1 protein-coding gene (only partly in view) is annotated in these 22,174 nt (G+C 72.8%); it reads right to left on the bottom strand.

Going from position 1 to position 22,174, the window contains the following annotated elements; all coding sequences use genetic code 11:
• A protein-coding gene (locus ABT354_RS00015; protein ID WP_351486670.1) for an SDR family NAD(P)-dependent oxidoreductase crosses the window boundary here: on the bottom strand, positions 1–22,174 show its 5' portion. Its footprint begins 6,455 nt before the window's first position; 22,174 of the gene's 28,629 nt are visible here — the first part of the coding sequence; the start codon lies at positions 22,172–22,174; its stop codon lies beyond the left edge, outside the window.

Genomic DNA, 22,174 nt, shown 5'->3' with positions numbered 1-22,174 from the left:
AGAGCATCCCGGCCCGGTGGGCCTGGAGGTAGTAGTGGGGCGCGCACTGGACGGAGACCCCTCCCGCCAGGGCCATCCCGACCTCGCCGGCCCGCAGCGCCTGGCAGGCCAGGTGCACGGCGACCAGCGAGCCCGAGCACGCGGTGTCGACGGCGATGGCGGGACCCCGCAGGTCGAGGTGGTACGAGATCCGGGCCGGCATGATCGACTCGGCGTTGCCCCACATGGCCTGGGCCGGGGTGTCCGCCCCCGGCGACGGCAGATAGTCGACGGGCTGCGTACCGATGTAGACACCGCAGTCGGTGCTCCGGGTGCCGGAGCCCGCGTAGCCCGCGTCCTCGAGTGCCCGCCAGGACTCCTCCAGGGCGATGCGCTGCTGGGGGTCCATATAGGTGGCCTCGACGCCGGAGATCTGGAAGAACGCCGGGTCGAACAGGTCGATGTCGTTCATCGCGGACGCGTACCGGGGGAGGTCCGCGCCGGGCTCGGCGAACCGCGCGATGTCCCAGCGGGTGATCTCTCCGACGAGGCTCTCCCCGTTGGCGAGGTGCTCCCACAGCCGGTCGACGCTCTCCGCCCGGCCGAACCGGCCGCTCATACCGACGATCGCGATCGGCTCCAGCTGCGGATCGGCGCGCCCGGCCGGCTCCCTGTCGGTACCGGCGGCCGGCTCCACCACAGGGGCCGCGGGGGCCCTGTGGACCGTACGGGCCGTACGGGCCGTATCCGTGGTGGGGGGCGCGGCCTCGTGGTCCTGCCCGCGCCACCCTGGAAGGGCCAGGATCCGGTCCGCGAAGTTCCCGGTGACATGGGCGGCCAGCCGCTGGACCGAGCTGTGGTCGAACAGGTCGGTGGGCTCCAGTACCCCGCCGAGGATCTCGTTGAGGTCCTGGACCAGCTGGACCCCGACGATGGAGTCCACACCGTAGTTGGCGAACGAGTCCTCGATGTGGATCTCGTGCTCCGCCAGCTCCAGGGCTGTCTGGAGCTGGGCCACGATCGCGCGCCGCACCCGTGCTTCGAGTGCGCGCACGTCCGCTCCGCCCACGGCCGTTTCGCGTACGGCCGTTTCGCGTACGGCCGTTTCGCGTACGGCACGGCCGTCGGGGTCCTGGCCCTGCGGGGCACGGTCCTGGCCGGCGCCCATCCGCGTACCGGGGTCCCGGTGGCCCGTGTCCCCCGCGCCGGCCCCAACGCCCCTTCGGGCGACGACGATCTGGTGTCCGGCGGCGTGGACCGCGTCGGCGGGGAAGGAGACGGCCGCGAAACCCTCGTCCCGCAGGACCGACCGCCAGCGGTCGGGCTCCAGCGCGGGACATCCGTCGATCCGCAGCTCCGGGTCCCGGTAGCGCCACCATCCGTCGAGCAGGCCGAAGGTCAGGTGCGAGAACAGGGTGCGCCCGGCCAGCTCGTTCAGGACGAGCGTGCCGTCGTCCCCCAGCAGGGCCCGCGCATGGCGCACCGCCGCCCGTACATCACCGGTGGCGTGCAGGACATTGGTCGCGAGGACGATGTCGTACGCCCCCTCGGCCAGGCCCTGCTCCGCCGGGCTCCGCTCCACGTCGAAGTGGCCGAAGCCCAGATACGGGTGGTCGGCGCCGAACTCCCGCTTCCCCGTGCGCAGGAAGTGCGCGGAGACATCGGTGTAGCGGTACTCGGCGACGGCGTCCGGGTGGCGGTCCAGCGCGCGCAGCACCTTCTCGGTGGTGCCGCCGGTGCCCGCGCCGATCTCCACGATACGGACCCGGCGGCCGGGGTCGGCGGCGCGCAGGGCCGCGACGCGCTCCGCGACCTGCTCCGCGACCAGCTCGTTGAGCGCCTCGGCGCTGTCGCAGCGCCGGTAGACGCCCTCGACCAGCGAGGTGGAGGCATCGGGGAAGATCACGTCAGTGCCCCTGCTGCGGCCGGAGAGCACATCGGCGCACCCGCGGATCGCCCGGTCCATGAGGTTGACGTAAGGGTTGGCGTCCGCGCCGTCCCGGCAGACGGCCGCCCAGCGCCGCCAGGCGGTGGCGGCGTTCTCCGCCCCCTTCGGGGTCGGCGCGTAGCGCTCCGCGTCCAGCTCCAGACAGCCGTGCCCGGCCAGGAACCGGAGGCTCTCGTCGAGCCAGCGGCGGTGGACGGGGCCCGGCTCGATGCCGTCCCGGAGAGCGGCGACCGAGCCGCCCTCCGCCGCCAGGCCCAGCTCCCGCAGCTGTGCGAGGAGCAGTCCGCACAGGAGGTCGTCGTCGAATCCCCGGCCGCTCCCGGAGTCCGCGATCACGCGCCGCAGCAGGGCGTCCCCGACGCTCCCGCCCCCGGTGCCGGCTCCACCGGCGGGCCCGGCCGCCGGCGGCGCCACCTCGGCGGGCCAGCAGTGCCGTGGGGCGAACGGGTATCCGGGCAGCGATACGGGGGCCGGGCGGCTGCCGCCGAAGAGCTCCCGCCACTCCGGCTCGTACCCCTGGCAGTAGAGTCCGGCGGCGGCGCGCAGTGCCTCCGTGAACGCCTGCCGGTCGTGGCGCAGCAGATACGCCTCCCGCAGCAGACCGTTGCCGGACTCCTGGATGTCGGTCCGTGGTACGAAGCCCTTGGCCACACTGCCGTGGGCGGTGCCGGGCGGTGTCGCGCCGTCCAGCCAGTCGCGGAGCAGGCGCGCGGCCTCGTCCGTGTCACGGGCCACGACGGCGCACCGGTGCCGGAAGTGGGTCCGGCCGTCGAGCAGCGTCGCGCTGATCTCGCGCGGGCCGTGCCCGCCGGCGCCGGCGCCGAGGAAGTCCGCCAGGTCGGCGACGCGCCGCCGCAACGCCTCGGGATCCTTCGCCGAAACGGCGAACAGATGGGCGGGCACCGTCGGGTCGGGCTCGGTCTCGGGGGTCACGAAGCTCTCCACCACCATGTGTGCGTTGGTTCCGCTCATTCCGAAGGCGCTCAGGGCCGCGAGGCGCTCGCGTCCCGCCGTGCGGGGCCACGCTCTGTTGGCCCGGTTGACGAGGAACGGGCTGTCCTGCCAGTCGATGTAGGTGCTCTCCTGCTCGCAGTGCAGGCTGGCCGGGATGGTCTCGTGGCGCATGGCCTGGAGGATCCCGATCAGGCTGACCAGCCCGGACGCCGCGAGTGTGTGGCCGACGTTGGGCTTGGTCGAGGTCAGCGCGCAGTACCGGCGCCGGTCGGTGAGGCCGCTGAAGGACTCGTTGAGCGCGTTGACCTCCACCGGGTCGCCGAGCCGGGTGCCCGTGCCGTGGGCGACCAGGTAGTCGATCTCCGCCGGGTCGATGGCGTACTTCTCGTAGGTCGACCGCAGGAGTTCGACCTGTGCGGCGCCGTTGGGCGCGGTGATGCCGTTGGACCTGCCGTCGTAGTTGATCCCGCTGGCGCGGATGACGCCATGGATCCGATCGCCGTCGGCGACGGCCGCCGACAGCCGCTTCAGGACGACGACGGCGACGGCCTCACCGGCCACCATGCCCTGGGCCCGCTCGTCGAAGGCGTAGCAGACGCCGTCCTCCGACAGCATTCCCGCCTGCCGCATATCGGTGAGCTGCCGGGGGGTGGTGATCAGGCTGACGCCCGCGGCGAGTGCCGTGTCGCACTCGCCCGCGCGGATGCTCAGACAGGCCTGGTGGGCGGCGACGAGTCCGGAGGAGCAGGCGGTGTTGATCGCCAGGACCGGGCCGGTGAAGTCGAGGAAGTGGGCGAGCCGGGCGGCGAGCACCCCGTCGTGGTTGGCGGTGATGCTGCCCGTGCTCCCGGCCAGGCCCTCGTAGTCGCCGTGCTCGACGCCCACGAACATGCCGACCTTGCCCGGTGCGCCGGGCTTCCACGCCGCGTCCTCCAGCGCCCGCCACGACTCCTGGAGAACCAGCCGCTGACGCGGGTCCAGGGCCCGGGCCTCCTTGGGGGACAGCTCGAAGAACAGCGGGTCGAACTCCTCCGGCCCGGAGAGCTGTCCGCAGCGGAAGGCGCCGAGCGGGCTGTCCGCCGGCTCGCCCCAGAGCGCGAGCCGTTCGGCACTCACCGGGGCGACGACATCGCGGCCCTCGGCGAGCACGGACCAGAGTTCGTCGACATCGCCCGCGCCGGGGAAGCGCCCGCTCATGCCGATGATGGCCACGGCTTCGTCGTCGTCGGTGGAGCGCGGCGGCGCGGGGAGCGCCGTCCGGGCCGTGCGAGCGGTCTCCTGCCGGTCCTGCCGGTCCTGTTGTACGTCCTGCTGTACGTCCTGTTGTACGGGGACGGCGGGCGGGTCGGCGGGTTCGGCCCCAGTCGGCGCGTACAGCACCTCAAGGGCGTCCCGGTGCTTGCCCGCGAGGTGGCGGCGCAGCTTCCCGAGGGTGGGGTGGCTGAAGAAGACCGACGGGGTGACCTCGACGCCGATGTGCTTGCCGATGCCGGTCGCCAGTTCGACGAGGCTCACCGAGTCGAAGCCGTACTCGGAGAGGTTGTCGTCCTCGTGGATCCGGTCGGGCGCGATCCTGACCACCCGGCGGACGAGATCCCGCAGGTCCTGGTCGAGCGCCGCGTCGACACCCGCTCCCGACGGCCCGGGACGGGTCGCGAGGGGCACCGTGGCAGGCGCGGGGGCAGGCCCCGTGGCGGATACGGTGACGGACTCCGTGGCGGGCTCCGTGGCGGCGACCGCCGCGGGCGGCGGCAGCAGACCGAGGAAGCGGTGCACCCGGTCCGGCTCCCCGACCACGACCATGTGCTGGACGGCGTCCTGCGCCAGCAGGGTCTCGAAGAGCCGCAGGCCGTCCTCCGTCTCCAGGAGACCCTGACCGCTGGAGCGCAGGTACAGGTCGGTCGCGTCGTCGTCGAGACGCATGCCTCCGTCGCGCCACAGCGGCCAGTTGATCACCGCGGTCTTGCCGGAGACCTCTCCGGCGGCACCCCGTTCGGCGCGCCGGGCGGCATAGGCCGTCTGGAAGCGGTTGCCGAACGCGTAGTCGCAGGTGCCGAAGTCACCGATCACCGCGGAGGTCGAGGAGAAGTAGCAGACGAAGTCGAGGACATCCCCCGCCAGCGCCTCGTCGAGCGCGAGCGTGCCCGCGACCTTGGCGGCCGTCGTCCGTTCGAAGGCGGTCAGGCTCTTCTCCAGTACGCTCCCCTCGCCCTCGACGCCCGCGGCGTGGATGACGCCGTGCACGGCTCCGAAGCGCTCGCGCGCCCGGGTCAGGACACGCCTCATGTCCTCCGTGTCGCAGACGTCGGCCTGGAGGTACAGGACCTTGTCCGCGCCGAGTCCGCTGAGCTTCTCCCGGCTCCGCTCGTCGGGTGCGGAGCGGCCCGTCAGCACGACCCCGGCCCCATAGGTGCGGACGAGATGTCCTGCCACCAGCAGACCGAGACCGCCGAGACCACCGGTGACGAGGTAGGTCCCACCGCGCTTGAAGACACTGGGAGCCTCGGCCGGCTCCGTCGGCCGTACCCGGCTGACATGGCGTTCGCCGTCCCGGTACAGGGCGCTGGAGACGGTCTCCCGGCTCCCTTCGGCGGCCAGCCGCCCGACCCAGTCGGCGAGTCCGCGGGGTCGCCGCGGATCGGCCGCGTCCTGGAGCACGACCGTGAACGCGGTCTGCGGCAGGACGAGCCCCAGCGAGCGCTCGAAGCCGATGGCCGCTTCGAGGTGGGCGCGCCCGGCACCGTCGCGGTACTGGCCCGCGAGGACGAACCGCCGGGCGGTCACCCCGGTCCGGGCCAGGGCCTGGAGGACGAGGACGACCTCGCCGATGTCGTCGGGGCGGGAGTCCGGTGCCAGCTTCCACAGGTCCCAGACGAGGTCGATGCCCTGGTGGCCGGCGGCGATGGCGCCGAACGCCTCCGCGTAGTCGCCCGCCTCCGCCGGGCGGACCTCGTACACATCCGGGGAGATCCGGCGGCATTCGGTCCCCTGCCCGAGGAAGGCGACGCGGGCGTCGGGGTCGATCGCACGGACCGCCCGCGCGACCTCGGCCCGGTCCCCGGCACCGTCACAGAGGACGACGACGCTGCCGAGCCGCCGGGCCCGGCCCGCCACCGGCTCCGGCAGGGGCTCGGGCTCCCAGCCCTCGGTGAAGACGAGGGGTCGCGGGCGCTCCCGCCCGGCGGACGCGCCGGGCCGGACCTGACCGGCGGACCGAACCTGACCGGCGTTCTGAATCTGACCGGCGTACTGGGCCTGTCCGGCGTGCTGGGCCCCGGTGAGCGGCTGGCCGTCGAAGGGGAAGTAGCGCTCGCGGGCGAAGGGGTAGGTGGGCAGGCCGATGCGGCGCGGCGGACGGCCGTCGTAGAGGACGCTCCAGTCGACGGGCACACCGTTCACCCACAGCTCCAGGAGCTTGTCGTACTTCCCCTTGGCGGCCCAGGTCGCGACCATCGTGCCCAGGTCGGCGTCGGCGCCCAGCAGCGTCCGCACACCGCTGTCGCTGCGGGTCGAACCGCGCACCACGTCCCCGGTGGCACCGCCCGCCGGGCCGTCCTGGCCGCCGTCCGGGGCGCCGTCCGGGGCCAGGAAGGCGCGCAGCGCCGCCGCCAGCTCCGGCAGGGAGGCGGCGAGCACGCCCAGGCGTTCCTCCATCGCCTCCCGGCCGACCTGGAGCGTGTACGCCACATCGGCCAGCTCGACGGCGGCGTTCGCCGGCTGCTCCAGCCACGTCAGCAGATTCCCGGCCAGCGCTCGCAGCCCGTCCTCGGTGCGTGCCGACAGCGGCACCACCGCGCCGAGCGCGGGGGCGGGCGAGGAGGTCTCCTGGTGGCCGTCCGGCAGATACTCCGCGATGACGACATGGGCGTTCGATCCGCCCGCGCCGAAGGACGAGATCCCGGCGATGCGCGGCGCTTCCGTTCCCGTACCGCCACCGGGCAGTACGGGCCGGGTCCAGTCGGCCAGTTCCCGCTGGACGACGAACGGGGTGTCCGCGAAGTCGATGTGCGGGTTCGGGGTCTCGGCGTGCAGGGACGGCGCGAGCTTGCCGTGGCGCAGCTGGAGCAGCACCTTGGTGATGCCCGCGATGCCCGAGGCGCTCTCGGCGTGGCCGATGTTGCTCTTCACCGAGCCGATCGCGCAGAACTGCCGGTCGTCCGTGCCGGCGCCACCGTCACCGCCGTCACCGCCGTCACGGAAGGCGTTCGACAGGCCGGTGATCTCGATCGGGTCGCCCAGCGCGGTCCCGGTGCCGTGTGCCTCGATGTAACTCACCGCGCGCGGGCTGACCCCGGCGGCCGCCAGGGCACGGCCGATCACCTCCGACTGTGCCTTCGGGCTGGGCACCGTGTATCCCCCGGCGCCGCCGCCGTGGTTGACGGCGGTGCCCTTGATGACCCCGTGGATCCGGTCCCCGTCGGCGATGGCCTTCGCCAGCGGCTTCAGCAGCACCGCGCCGACGCCCTCGCCCGGCACATAGCCGTCGCCGCCCGCGCCGAAGCTCCGGCACCGGCCGTCGGTGGCGGCGAACCTGCCCTGGCTCAGCAGCAGGTACTTGTTCGGGTGCAGCGAGAGGTTGACACCGCCCGCGACCGCCGCGTCGGACTCGCCGGAGGCGATGCTCTGGCAGGCGAGGTGAACGGCGGTCAGCGAGGACGAGCACATGGTGTCGAGGCTCAGGCTCGGGCCGTGGAAGCCGAAGACATGCGAGACCCGGTTGGCGATGGAGGCCGAGCTGCCCGCCACCGCGGAACCGCCGCCCAGCAGTTGGTTCTGGGCCCCGTAGAGCTGGTACTCCTCGTACATCACGCCGACGAAGACGCTGACCTGCCCGTCCAGCACCCGGCCGGTCCGGTGCCTCGGGCCGCCCCGCGTGTACCCGGCGTCCTCCAGGGTCTCGTACACACACTGGAGGAACAGCCGTTCCTGCGGGTCCATGATCTCCGCCTCGCGCGGCGAGATATTGAAGAACAGCGGGTCGAACTCGTACACACCGTCGAGGAACCCGCCCCATCGGCTGTACGAGGTCCCGGCGGCGTCCTTGCGCGGATCGAAGAACGGCCCGTGGTCCCAGCGCGACTCCGGGATGCCGGTGACACTGTCCCGGCCCGCCGCGAGGTTCTCCCAGAACTCCGCCGTGTCGCGCGCCTGGGGGTAGCGGCCCGCCAGGCCGACGATCGCGATGTCGGTACGTCCCGGGGCGACGGCCTCCGGAGCCACTGCCTCCGGGGCGGTGGCCCGCGCGGGGAGTGCGGCGGGGAGGGTCGCGGAGACCCGCCAGGCGCGCTGCTGCCCGGCGGCGCTCGTCGAGGCGGCGGCACGGACCGCTTCCCCGGCGCCGGCGCCGGTCTCCCCCGTGGACAGAAGCTCCCGCATGCGCTCCGGATGGGCTTCGAGGAAGTACGCGGCGAGCGCCTCGATGGTGCGGTACTCGAAGAACAGGGTCTTCGACAGCGGTCCGAAGACCTCCTCCAGGGCCCGCGTCATGGTCATGGTCATCACGGAGTCGACGCCGTAGTCGTCGAGCGCCGCCTCCGCGTCGATCCTGGCCGGGGGCAGGCCGATCACCGAGGACAGCTGCTTCTTGAAGTAGGCCTCGGCGCGGCCGGCCAGGGCTTCCGCCCGCTCCCCCGCCACCGGCGCCGACGGTGCCGCTGCCGGTGCTGATGCCGGTGCCGGTGCCGGGCGGCGGTCCTCCGTATGCCGCGACGCGGCCGTGGTCCCGGCCTCGGTCCCGGCCGCAGGCGCGGTCAGCAGGGTGTGCCGCATCCGGGCCCGGTCGCCTTCGAGGACGAGCACCTGGTCGTCCGGGGCGGCCAGCGCCCGGTACAGGGCCCGTACCCCGGTCTCCTCGCGCAGCGGAACCAGGCCGAACCGCGTCCGGAGCCACTCCTCCACGCCCGCGTCGACCCGCATCCCGCCGTCGGCCCACAGCGGCCAGTTCACCGACACCGTGCGGCCCCGGCGCTCGCCCCGCGCCACGCGTCCGTTCCGGTACGCGGCGAAGGCGTCCATGAAGCCGTTGGCCGCCGCGTAGTCGGCCTGTCCCACATTGCCGAACGCGCCCGTGAAGGACGAGAAGAGGATGAGGAAGTCCAGGTCGGCGTCGTGGGTCGCGGCGTCCAGATGCACCAGTCCCGAGACCTTCGGGGCGAGGACGGCGGAGAGGTCCTCGGGCGTCTTCCCGAGGATGAAACCGTCCCTGAGCACCCCGGCGGAGTGCAGGACGCCGTCCAGCCCGCCGTATGTCCGACGGGTCCACTCCACCAGCGAGACGACGTCCTCCGCGACAGCGATGTCCGCCTGCCGGTACTCCGCCTCGGCGCCCAGCAGCCGCAGCCGCTCCAGCAGTTCGTCCTTGCCCTCGTCCCGCGCGGTCCGCCCGGTCAGCACCAGCCGGGGCCGGTCCGCCCGGGTGGCGATGTCCCGCGCGAACAGCGCGCCCAGCCCGCCGGCGCCACCGGTGATCAGGTAGACACCGCCGTCCTTCCACGGCGGCGGCTCGGACCCGGATCCGGATCCGGACTCCGAATCGGACTCGGGCTCGGACCCGGAATCGGACTCGTGCCACTCCAGCACCTCGCGCACACCGGTCCGGTAGCGGACCGCCGTGTCCTGCGGCGCGGACCGGTCGGCCGCCACCTCGGACGCGGCACGTTCCGGGCCGTCCGCCGGGTCGACCAGGACCAACTGGCCCGCGATACGGGGGTTCTCCAGCTGAGCCGTCCTGAGGATGCCCGCCAGACCCGTCCACAGCCATGCGTCCGCGTCCGCGGGAACCACCAGCTGGAGCCGGACGGGGTGGTGCGTCCGTTCGCCGAGCAGCTCCTTGACCCGTGCGAGGACCTGCCGGGCGTGGTCGGAGTAGCGGCCGTCGACGCTCACCTCGGGAGAGTCCAGGAGCACGACCCGGCCGGCCCCGCGCGCCCGCAGCACCCGGGCGACCTCGGGAAGACCGATGAGCAGGGCCAGCGCGGCGGGCGTCGCCCCGTCCGCCTCCCGGGCCCGGTCGTGGGCGACCCAGCGCGGCGCGGCGAGCAGCCCGCCCAGGGGCTCTTCGGCCAGGGGCCGACCGCTTCCGCGCCGCCCCGCCGGGAGCGCCCGCAGTGCGACGCCCCGGAGCCGGACGCAGACCGTTCCCGCGTCGTCGCAGAGATCGATGTCGAGACGGCGCACCGGGGCGTCCGCGGCCACCGGTGTGCCGTCGGCGGTCCGCGCCCACGCCCACATCGACGCGGTGCACGCGCCGAGGACCTGCACCTCGTCCACGGCGAACGGCAGGAACAGCTCACGCTGCGGCCCGTCCCCCGGGAGGAGACCGACGCACGCCTGGAGCGCGGAGTCCACCAGGGCGGGGTGCAGTCCGTACTCCGGCAGGGTCGTGCCGACGGCGTCCGGCAGCGTCAGCCGGGCCATGGCCCCGCCCTCGCCGATCCACAGCCGCTCGACGCCCCGGTGGCCGGGCCCGTAGGTGATGCCCTGGGCCAGGAACCAGTCGTACATCCGGTCGGCGTCCACCGTGGTGCCCTCGCAGGCGGCGCGGAGGCGCTCGATGTCCAGCTCGGTCCCGGCGGGGTCCATGGCGGGCTCCCGCGACAGCCGCACCACGCCCTCGCCGTGGACCACCGGGTCCGCGCCGGAGCGCGGGCCGACGATCTCGTAGCCGATCTCGTCCGCTCCCCGGGGGAGCAGGCGGACCTCGACGGACCGGTGTTCCCCGTCCACCGTGACCGGGCGCGCCCACACGGCGTCGGCGATGGTCAGCACCGCGTACGGCTCGTCCAGCGAGGCCTCGACAGCGGCCCGTACCAGCTCAAGGCAGGCAGCGGCGGAGAGCACCCGCTCGCCGTGCACCCGGTGGTCGGCCAGGAAGAACTCGTCCCCGGTGAACACGGAGGTGAACCGCTGCCCGGTCAGGCTGGAGGTGTTCGTGTGCACCAGCGGGTGGAGCAGGGCCGCCGCCTGCGACGAAGCCCCGGTCCCGGTGGTCAGGGTGGGCCAGTGGCGCTCGCGCTGGAAGGGGTAGGAGGGCAGGGAGATCCGCCGCGGTACGCCCTGCCGGGGCAGCAGGTCCCAGTCGACCGCCACGCCCGTCACCCACAGCTGGAGCAGCTTGTCGAACTTGCCCTTCTCCGCCCAGGCCGCAAGCGTGCGGGCCATGTCGTCGTCCGCGCTGAAGAGGTGGAGCGCGTCGTCCTTGCGCCGCTTGACCGTGCCCCGGTGCAGACCGGGAGCCCCGCCTTCGGTGAGGAAGCGCGTCAGCCCGGCGACGAGCCCGGCGGTGGTGTCCGCCACGAGACCGAGGCGCTCCTCGAACGCGTCCCGGCCGGTCCGCAGGGTGTGCGCGACATCCGCGAGCGAGGCCCCGGCACCCTCCTCACCGGCGAGCCACTCCACCAGCCGCTCGGCCCGCTGCCGCAGGGCGTCCGGGGTCCTGGCGGAGACCACGACCACCTCGGGGCCCTGCTGCGGCTGCCGGAGCCGCGGACCGGGGATGTACTCCGCCACGATCAGATGGGCGTTGGAGCCGCCGGCGCCGAAGGAGGACACCCCGGCGACGCGCGGCAGCTCCGTCCCGTCGTCCGACAGCGGGCGCCGCCATTCGGTCAGCTCGCGCTGGACGAAGAAGGGGCTGTTCGCGAAGTCGATGTGCGGGTTCAGCACCTCTGAGTGGAGCGAGGGCGCCAGCTGCCCGTGCTTCATCTGGAGCAGGACCTTGGTCAGCCCCGAGATACCGGCGGCGCTCTCCGCATGGCCGATGTTGCTCTTCACCGAACCGATCGCACAGAACTGGTCTTCGTCGGAGTACTCACGGAATGCCCTGGCCAGGCCCGCGACCTCGATCGGGTCGCCCAGGGAGGTGCCGGTGCCGTGCGCCTCGACATAGCTCACCGACCGCGCGTCGACGCCCGCTTCGCGCAGCGCCCGGCCGATGACGTCGTACTGCGCACGGGGGTTGGGCACGGAGTAGCCGTTGGTCTTGCCGCCGTGGTTGACGGCGACGCCCCGGATCACGCCGTGGATCGTGTCGCCGTCCGCCTCCGCCTTCGCCAGCGGCTTCAGCAGGACGGCACCGACGCCCTCGCCCGGCACATAGCCGTCGCCGCCCTGGCCGAAGCTCTCGCACTGCCCCTTGCTCGACAGATACTTGCCGCCCGCGAGCATCAGGTACTTGTTGGGGTGCACGGAGAGGTTCACCCCGCCCGCCACGGCCAGTTCGCAGCCGTGCGTCAGCAGGCTCTGGCACGCCAGCTGGATCGCCGTGAGCGACGAGGAGCACATCGTGTCGACGGCCATGCTCGGTCCGTGCAGATCGAAGAAGTACGAGACACGGTTCGCGATCGACGAGGCACTGCCCGCCAGGGTGAGGTTGCGGCCCCTGGCCTGCTCCTGGGCCGCGTACAGCTGGTACTCCTCGTACATCACCCCGACGAACACGCCGACATTGCCGGCCCCGGCGGCCCCCAGCGCGGCACGGGTGTACCCGGCGTCCTCGAACGTCTCCTGTACGCACTCCAGGAACAGTCGCTCCTGCGGGTCCATGTACTCCGCCTCACGCGGAGAGATGTTGAAGAACAGCGGGTCGAAGCGGTCGGCCCCCTCCAGGAAGCCGCCCCACTTGGAGTACGTCCGGCCGTCGGCGTGCACGTCCGGGTCGAAGAACCGGCCGTGGTCCCAGCGGTCGCGCGGCACCTCGGTGACGGAGTCCCTGCCCTCGGCCAGGTTCCGCCAGAACTCCCGGACGTTCCGGGCCTGCGGGTAACGGCCCGCCAGTCCGATGACAGCGATGTCGACGGGGCCCTCGGGGCGGGGCCGCGCCACGGGCCCGGTCGGCCGGGCGAAGCGCCGCCGGGGCGCCGCGGCCGGTACGACGGCCGTGACGGAGGCGCCGACGGCGTGCGCGGCAGGCACAACAGGTGTGACAGGAGTGACAGGCGCGGAGTCCATGGCGGACGGGCCGGTCCCCGCTGTCGGCGTCGCCGTGCCGAGCAGCCCGTTCAGCGTGTCCGCGTGGGCCTCCAGGAAGTACTCCGTCAGGGCGCGGATGCTCTGGTACTCGAAGAACAGGGTCTTGGGCAGGGAGCCGAAGGCCTGCTCCAACGTGGTGGTCAGGGCCATCGTCATGACGGAGTCGATGCCGTAGACCTCGAACGCGTCGTCGGCGTCGATCCGGTCCTCGGCGAGGCCCAGCTCGGAGGCGAGCAGTCCGATGAGGTACCGGGAGGTCCGGTCGTCGAGTCCCGGCCCGCTCACGGCCGGGCCGGCCGGTGCGGCGGGCGTGGCAGGAGTGGCAGGAATGGCGTCCTGCGGCCCGGGGGCGGCCCTGCCGGGCAGCTCCGGCGGGGTGGGGCGCACGGCCCCGAGCCCGGTGTTCTCGATGTTCTCGATGTTCTCGGCGTTGCCAGCGTTCTCGGTGTTACTGGTGTTCTCGGTGCTACTGGTGCTGTCGGTGCTACCGGTGGTCCCGGTTCCATAGGGCCGGGCGGAGAACCCCGTGAACCGGCAGGAGACGGTGCCCGATGCGTCGCACAGATCGATGTCGAGTTTGCGCACCCGGCTCCCGGGTCTGTCGTCGGCGCTGGGACGTACCCAGGCCCACATCACCTCCTGACACGGCCCGAGGACCCGCAGCTCGTCCAGGGCGAAGGGGACGCGGGCCGCGTCCTCCTGCCCCAGACCGATCGCCGCCTGCAACGCCGAGTCCAGCAGGCTCGGGTGCAGCACCCAGGCCGCGAACGAGTCCCGCACCTCGGCGGGCAGCCGCAGCCGGGCGAGCGCCTGGCCGTCCCCGGCCCAGACGCTCTCGACGCCGCGATGCGCGGGCCCGTACGCCAGACCGAGCCGCTCATAGCTCCGGTAGCAGTGCTCCGCGTCGAGCCGCGGCCCGTCGCACGCCGCCCGCAGACCGGCCAGGTCCAGCGGGCCGACGGGCTCCGCCGCACCGAGCGAAACCACGCCCTGGCTGTGCACGACCGGAACCGCCTCACCACCGGCCGTCGCAACACCGCCCGCCTCGTCACCGGCAGTCTCATCACCGGCTGTCTCCGGAAGGCTGGAGATCTCAAACGCGATCCCGTCGTCCCCGGCGGGGTACAGCTCCGTACGCACCCGGACGGGCCGGCCGTCCGCCTTGACGGGGCGCGCCCACACCACATTGCGCAGGCTCAGCCCATCGGGGCGGCTCTCGACGGACGCCGTCACCGCCGCCCGCGCCATCTCCAGATACGCCACGCCGGGCAGCACACGGTCACCCGTGACGACATGGTCCCGCAGGAAGAACTCCTCGCCGGAGAAGACCGATGCGAACCGCTGGGCCTCCAGCGTCGAGGTGTTGGCGTGCACCAGCGGGTGCAGCCGGGTACCGCCCTCGTCCGTGACCGCCTCCGCCGCCCGCGGGGCGGCCACCCAGTGGCGCTCGGCCGCGAAGGGGTACGTGGGCAGGGGAACCCGGGCCGGCGCCGTGGTGCGGGCGAGGAGGGTCCAGTCCACGCTGAAGCCGTCCGTCCAGAGGTCCATCAGCTCCCCGTGCTCGCCGCGCTCCAGCCAGCGCCGCACCGTCCGCTGCCGCTCCTCGTCGGCCTCGAACTCCGCGAGTGCCTCCCTGGTCCGCCGGGTCCGGCCGTGGCGCAGACCGTCGGTGTCCCGGGCTCCGTCGAGGAACGCCCGCAGCCCGTCCCGCAGTTCGCCGTGGCTCGCCACCCGCAGGGCGAGCCGCTCCTCCATGGCTTCCCGGCCGGTCTGGAGGGTGTACGCGATATCGCCGATCCGGAGGTCCCGGCCGCCCTCCGGGAGCCAGCGCAGCAGCTCGCCCGCCTTCTCCCGCAGGCGCTCGGCGTTCTTCGCCGACAGCACCACCAGCTCCGGTGCCGCGTCGGGGACCGGACGGACGTCCGGGGCGTCGTACTCCTCGATCAGCACACTGGCGATGGCACCGTGGGCGCCGAACGAGGAGACGCCCGCGATACGGGGCACCTCCGTGGTCACTCCCGCGACGGTCCGCGTGGGCCGCCGCCACGGCTCCAACTCCTGCTGCACCCGGACCGGTGAGCCGGAGAAGTCGATGTAGGGGTTGAGCCGCCGTGCGTGCAGCGAGGGCGCGAGCATCCCGTGCCGCATCTGGAGGACCACCTTGGTGATGCCCGCGATGCCCGCCGCGGCCTCCAGATGGCCGATGTTCGACTTGACCGAGCCGATCGAGCAGAAGCCCGTCCTGTCGGTGTCCTCGCGGAACGCCCGGGTCAGACCGGTGATCTCGATCGGGTCGCCGAGCTCCGTGCCGGTTCCGTGCGCCTCGATACAGCTGACGTCGTCCGCGGAGATCCCCGCGTCCCGCAGCGCGGCGACCATCAGATCGGCCTGCGCCGCCGGGTTGGGGACGGTGGTGCCGTTGGTCTTTCCCCCGTGCCGTGTCGCCACTCCCCGGATCACCGCGTGGATGTGGTCGCCGTCCTCGACGGCCCGGTCCAGGGACTTGAGCAGGAGACAGCCCACGCCCTCGCCGGGGACGTATCCAGTGCCGCCCTCGCCGAACGAGCGGCACCGTCCGTCGGCGGCGAGGAAGTTCATCTGGCTGAGTGCCACGTACTTGTTGGGGTGCAGCGACAGGTTCACGCCCGCCGCGAAGGCCATCGAGGTCTCGCCGCTCCTGATGCTCTCGCACGCCATGGCGACCGCGTACAGCGAGGACGCGCAGGCCGTGTCGACGGTGAGGCTCGGGCCGTGGAGGTCGAAGAAGTACGAGACCAGGTTGGCGGCCTCCGCACGGTCGGACACGTCCTGGCCGCTGTAGAGCTGGTACTCGTTCCAGGTCATGCCCAGATACACGCCGACCGTGCCGGTCCCGTCGGGGTTCAGGCCCTGCCGGGTGTACCCGGCGTCCTCCATGGCGGCCCAGGCGGCCTGGAGGACCAGCCGGGTCTGCGGGTCCATCACGGCGGCCCGCTTGGGCGGGATGCCGAAGAACATACTGTCGAAGTTCTCGGCGCCGTCGATGAAGCCGCCCCACTTGCCGGTGGTCCGGCCGGGCTTGGCCTCGGGGTCGTAGTACGCGTCCTTGTCCCACCGGTGCGGCGGAATCTCCTCGACGCAGTCCTCGCCCCGGCGCAGCACGTCCCAGAAACGGTCGAGGTCGGCGGCGTGCGGATAGCGGCCGCTGATCCCGATGACGGCCACATCGCGGGAGCGCCCGGCACCGCCGGCCCCCGGCTGCCCGGGCCCGCCCGGCGCCTCGGCGGGCACGGTCACCCTGGACCGCGCGACGGGGGCCGCCGGGGCGGCCGCAGGCACGGAGACAGGCGCAGAGCCGGTGCCGAGCAGGGCGGTCAGCCGCTCCGCCTGTTCGCGTACGAGATACCCGGCCAGCTCATGGATGGTGCGGTACTCGAAGAACAGGGTGCCGGGCAGGGAGTCGAAGTCCTTCCCCAGCAGCCGCAGCAGCTCCAGGATCTGGATCGACTCGATGCCGTACTCGCCGAGTTCGGCGGCGGCGTCGATGCGCTCCGGTGCGATCCTGAAGATCTCGGAGATCCTGCCCCTGAGATAGCCGACGGCCCCGCTGAACAGGTCGGGGGCGGCCGTCCCGGCCGGTTCGGCCACGGGGCGCACCGACTGGGGCGCGCTCCGGGCGACACCGTCCGCCGGCTCGCGTTCCGCGACGCGCAGGACCCGCTCGATCTTCTTCCGCTCGCCCTTGGCCACCACGACCTGGGTCTCGTCCGAGGTCAGGATCGCCATCAGGGCCCGGATGCCCTCGGCCGTCCCGAGTCCGCGCAGGCCGGAGTGGTCGAAGTACAGGGCCTTCGACGTGGCGTCGTCCGCGATGTCGCCGAGCATCCCGCCCTCGGCCCAGTAGGGCCAGTCGACCGCGATGGTCCGGCCGAGGCGCTCGCCCCCGGCCCGCAGCGCCTCACGGTGGTGGGCATAGGCGTCGAGGAAGCGGTTGGCGGCGGCGTAGCCGCCCTGTCCGAAGTCGCCGAGGTGGGCGGCGATCGACGAGAACAGGACGAAGAAGTCGAGCGACTCCTCACGTGTCAGCTCGTCCAGGTGGACGGTGCCGTGGACCTTGGGCGCCAGAACCCCGTCGAACTCGCTCTTCGACACGGTCAGTGCGTCGCTGGCGCCCATGACGCCCGCGCTGTGGAAGACGCCGTCCAGTCCGCCGAACCGCTTCCGGGCCGTGTCGAGCGCGGCGCGCACCGCGTCGCGGTCGGCGACGTCGCAGCGGAGATACTCGACCTGTGCGCCCGCCGCCTCCAGCGCCGTGATCCGCTGGCGCACTCCCGTGTCCGGGGCCCGGCGGCCGAGCAGGACGAGCCTCGCCCGGCACTGTTCGGCGAGATAGGTGCCGAGGTGGCCGCCGAGTTCCCCCGCGCCGCCGGTGATGAGATAGACGCCGTTCTCCTTCAGCGGCAGTCCGGACGGGGCGGCGTCCGTGCCGCCGGTCCACCGGTGCAGCACCCGGGTCGACCGGAGGCCGCCAGCCCGCCGGATCTCCTGGCCGCGGGCGGAGGTCCGCTCGATGACACGGAGTTCGTCGAGCACCCCGGCCACCACGGTCCCGGCGTCCGGCGTCCCGGCGAACTCCAGGGTGTTCATCCGGATCAGGTGGTTCACCGGGGTCATGGCGCGCGCGAACCCCGCGAGCGACTGGGCCGCCGCTCCGGCCGGTCCCGGCTCACCCGGTACGACGGACAGATGCCGGAGGTCGTGTTCGAGTCCGGTGCGGTGTGCCGCCCGGAAGAAGTGGAGGAGGCTCTCCAGCTCGATGGTGCGGTCCGAGCCGTCCGAGGCCAGGGGCCAGAGGTTGACGACGGCGAGCGGTGTCCGCCCCGCCGGGCCCACCGCGGAGAGCAGCCGGTCGAAGTCCGCCTGGCCGCGCCGGTCGACGGTGTACCGGTCGGCGGTGTACCGGTCGGCGGTGTGGGCCGCGAAGGACGTGCCGGACCGTACCTGGATCACGGTTCCCGGGTAGTGGCGGCGGAAGAGCGCGACGCGTGCCGGTTCGTCGTCGAGGACGAGCAGGGCGGGCACGGAGCCCGGTTCCGCCGTGGCGTCCGCTCCGGTCTCCGTCCCGGTGTCCGCCCCGGATTCCGCCCCGGATTCCGCCGTCACCCAGCGCGGTACATAGAAGTGCAGGTCCTCGCTGCCGGGGGCGGCGGCGAGCGGCTGCTCCGCCGCCGACTCGTGCCGCCCTCCGGTCCAGAACTCCTCACGGGTGAAGGGGTACAGGGGCAGGGAGGTGACCGGCGGGACCCGGTCGCCGAACAGACCAGCCCACTCCAGGTCGTAGCCCTGGCGGTAGAGGTCGGCCAGCGCACGGAGGGTGTCCTGGTGCCTGCTCCGGTCCTCGGCCGGGCCGCCCGCGCGCTCGACGAGCTGACCGGCGTACTCGGCGAGCGCGACCTGCGGTGCGAAGTCCCGTGGGCGGACGCCCCGGAAGGTGTCGGCCCCCTCCTGCCCCGCGACCACCTGGCGGAGCAGCCGTACGGCCTCCTCGGCCGTCGCCGCCGACAGGGCGCAGCGGTGGGCGAAGTGGTGTCTGCCGAGCAGGAGGGTGGCGCTGATCCGGGCGAGATCCGCCGGCCGGTGACCGTGGTTCTCCAGGAAGGTCAGGAGTTCGGCGGCTGCGGCGGTGAGCGCCTCGGGGGTCTTGGCCGAGAGGACGAGGAGGTGGCGCCGCGCGGGGTCACCGGTCTCCGGGGCCGGGGGTGGCTCGTATCCCTCGACGACGACATGGGCGTTGGTTCCGCTGATCCCGAAGGAACTGACCGCGCCCAGTCGCTTCCCGCCGGGCCCGCTCTTCCAGGGCCGGGTCTCCTTGTTGACGTAGAAGGGGCTGTGGGCCCAGTCGATGTAGTCGCTGTCCTGCTCGCAGTGGAGGCTGGCGGGCAGGGTCTCGTGCCGCAGCGACTGCACCAGGCCGATCAGGCTCACCACGCCGGACGCGGCCAGGGTGTGCCCGAGATTGCTCTTCACGGAGGTCAGCGCGCAGTACTGCTTCTTGTCGGTGTACGGGGTGAAGGCATCGGCGAGGGCGTTCACCTCGATGGGGTCGCCGAGCCGGGTCCCGGTGCCATGGGCCACCATGTGCCCGATCTCGCCGGGGTCGATGCCGAACCGCTCGTACACGGAGCGCAGCAGTGAGGACTGCGCGGACCTGCTGGGGGCGGTGATGCCGTTCGTACGGCCGTCGTAGTTGATGCCGCTGCCGCGGATGACGGCGTGGATCCGGTCGCCGTCCGCCACGGCCCGGGACAGGCTCTTGAGGACCACGATGGCGACCGCTTCGCCCACGACCATGCCGTTGGCGCCTTGGTCGAAGGGGCGGCAGACGCCGTCGTCGGAGAGCATTCCGGCGCGGTCGGCGTGCTGGAAGAACTGGGAGGTCGCCAGGATGTTGACGCCCGCCGCGAGCGCGGTGTCGCACTCGCCGGCGCGCAGGCTCGCGCAGGCCTGGTGGACGGCGGCCAGTCCGGCGGAGCATGCCGTGTTGATCGCGACGACCGGTCCGGAGAAGTTGAGGAAGTAGCCGAGGCGCGAGGCCAGGATGCCGTCGTGGGCGGAGGTGAGGGTCTCACCACTGCCGGCGAGCCGCTGGTAGTCGCCCTGTTCGGCGCCGACGAACATGCCCATGGTGTTGTCGCGCAGCCGGGCCGCGCCGTAGCCCGCGTCCTCCAGGGCCCGCCAGGACTCCTGGAGCAGCAGTCGCTGCCGGGGGTCCATGGCCTCGGCCTCGCTGGGAACGATCTCGAAGAACAGCGGGTCGAACTCGGCCGCGCCGGGGAGCCATCCCCCCTGGGGCGGGTGGTCGCCGGGTGCTCCGGCCCAGTCCTGTCGCCGTTCGGCCGGGAGGGGCCCGACCACGTCCCGGCCGCCCGCGATGATGTCCCAGAGGTCGTCGGCGGTCCGCGCCTGCGGGAAACGCCCGCTGAGACCGATGATGGCGATGTCGTCGCCGGACGGCGCGGCGGGTGCGGCAGTGGGCTCCGGCCGGGGTACGGGGGTGGTGTCCCGCTGGGGCACGGGGGCGGTGTCCTGCCGTGGGCGCGGGGTGTCGGCGGTCTCCTCGCCCCTGCCCTCGTACGTCCGGGCGACGGCCTCGGCGTGGTCCTGGAGCAGGTGGTCCTGGACCATGCCCAGGGTGAAGTGGGTGTACAGGTCCGAGGGGGTGAGGCCGATGCCGTAGTACTCGCTCAGCTCGGTGGCCAGCCGGGTGTTGCCGACGGAGTCGAAGCCCAGGTCGGAGAGGTTGTCGGCGGGCCGAATGCCGTCCTCCGACAGTTTGAGGACGGCGGAGGCGATGCGGCGGAGGTCGGCCCGGAGCAGTTCCGCCGTCTCCGGTCGGTCGTCGCGTCTCGCGAAGAATCGTTCCGCCGGAGCTGCGGACACCGGGGCTTCGGACGCCGGGGTATCGGACGCCGGGGCTGCGGGCCCGGGGACCTCGGGCACGGGAACTCCGGACACCGGGTCGGCCGTGATCCACCACTGCTGTGCGTCAAACGGATAGGTGGGCAGCCGGAGCTTCTCGGTGCGGATCCCGGCGAAGAGCTTGTCCGTGGGGAGTTCGGCGCCTGCGGCGAAGGCTTCGGCCAGGTCGGAGAGGTGCGCGAGGTACTCGGGGGCGGCCGGCTCCGTGGCGAGACGGAAGCCGGCAGGGCCCGGTCTCAGCTTTCTCGCTCCCACGCCCGCGTCCTCGCCGAGGTGGTGGACCCCATCGGCGGCGTGGCCCGTCTCCGTGAATCGGTCCAGCATGTCGCGGAGCTCGTCGGCGCTCCGTACGACGAAGGCCGCCCGGACGCCGAAGTGTTCCCGTCCCCGCAGCAGCGTGGCGCTCAGGTTCATCAGGTCGATACCGGCGGCGGTGTCCGCCCGGCCGAGCCAGTCCGCGAGATCACCGGTCCGCCGCCGCAGTGCCGTCGCGGTCCTGCCGGACAGACAGATGAGATAGGCGGGCCCTGCCCATGGCGTGACCGGCTCACCGGACGGCGCGTCCTCCAGGATGACGTGCGCGTTCGTCCCGCCGAAGCCGAATGAGCTGACCCCGGCGCGGCGCGGGAGCGGCTCGCCCGTCTCCGAGCGGGGCGCTTCCCACTCCCTCGGGGCGTCCGCTATGTAGAAGGGTGTCCCGTCCAGTGTGATGGCGGGGTTGAGCCGCTCGAAGTCCGGCAGGCCGGGTATCGTGCCGCTCTTCATCGAGAGCAGGACCTTGATGAGACCGGCGATTCCCGCGGCGGGTTCGAGATGGCCGATGTTGGGTTTGACGGAGCCGAGCCCGCAGTAGTGGTCAGGACCGGGGTCCGCCGCCCCGCCCCGGGCCGCACGGAACCCTTCCACCAGTCCGCGGATCTCGATCGGGTCGCCGGTCGGTGTGCCGGTGCCGTGCGCTTCGACATAGCCGACGGTCTCCGGTGCGACGCCCGCCTGGGCGAAGGCCTTCGCGATGACCCTGGCCTGCGCGTCGGCGCTGGGATAGGTGAGACTCCTGGTCCGCCCGCCGTGGCTGACCGCGCTGCCCCTGATGACACCGTGGATGCTGTCGCCGTCGCGGACGGCGTCCGCGAGCGGCTTGAGCAGCACCACGCCGCCGCCCTCACCGCGTACATATCCGTCGGCGCGTTCGTCGAAGGTCTTGCAGGATCCGGTCGGGGAGAGCATGCCGACCTTGGAGAAGGAGACGGTCCGCTCGGGCGTCAGCACCAGGCTGATCCCGCCCGCGACCGCGAGGCCGCACTCCTGCTGCCGCAGGGACTGCACGGCCAGGTGCACGGCGTCCAGCGATGCGGAGGACGCCGTGTCGACAGTCACGCTGGGGCCGGTGAAGTCGAAGAAGTGGGAGACGCGGTTGGCGATGACGGCACCCGCCGTCCCGGTGGCGTGGTGCGCCGCCGGCTCGCGTACCGCTGTCTCCTGGAGCCCCTTGTAGTCCAGGTTGAAGGCGCCGATGAAGACCCCGACATCGCGGCCCGCCAGCTCCGCGGGAGGTACGGCGGCATCCTCGAAACAGGACCAGGCGAGGTGCAGCATGATCCGCTGCTGCGGGTCCATGCTCTCCGCCTCCAGCGGGGACACCCGGAAGAACGCGGCGTCGAAGCCTGCCACATCGGTCAGGAAGGCACCCCACCTGCTGGTCCCCGGGCCCTCGGTGTCGGCGTACCTCCGCCAGTCCCAACGGCCGCGCGGAACCTCACCGATGTGGGAGCGACCGCCCTCCACCGTGGCCCAGAACTGACGGTAGTCGTCAGCACCGGGGAACCGGCAGGACATGCCGATGATGGCGATGTCGTTGCTCTGCAC

The organism is Streptomyces sp. NPDC000594 (assembly GCF_040299965.1).
GTDB lineage: Bacteria > Actinomycetota > Actinomycetes > Streptomycetales > Streptomycetaceae > Streptomyces.
Note: the sequence above shows the minus strand (reverse complement) of the source record. Positions and strands in the feature narration are given on the sequence as shown.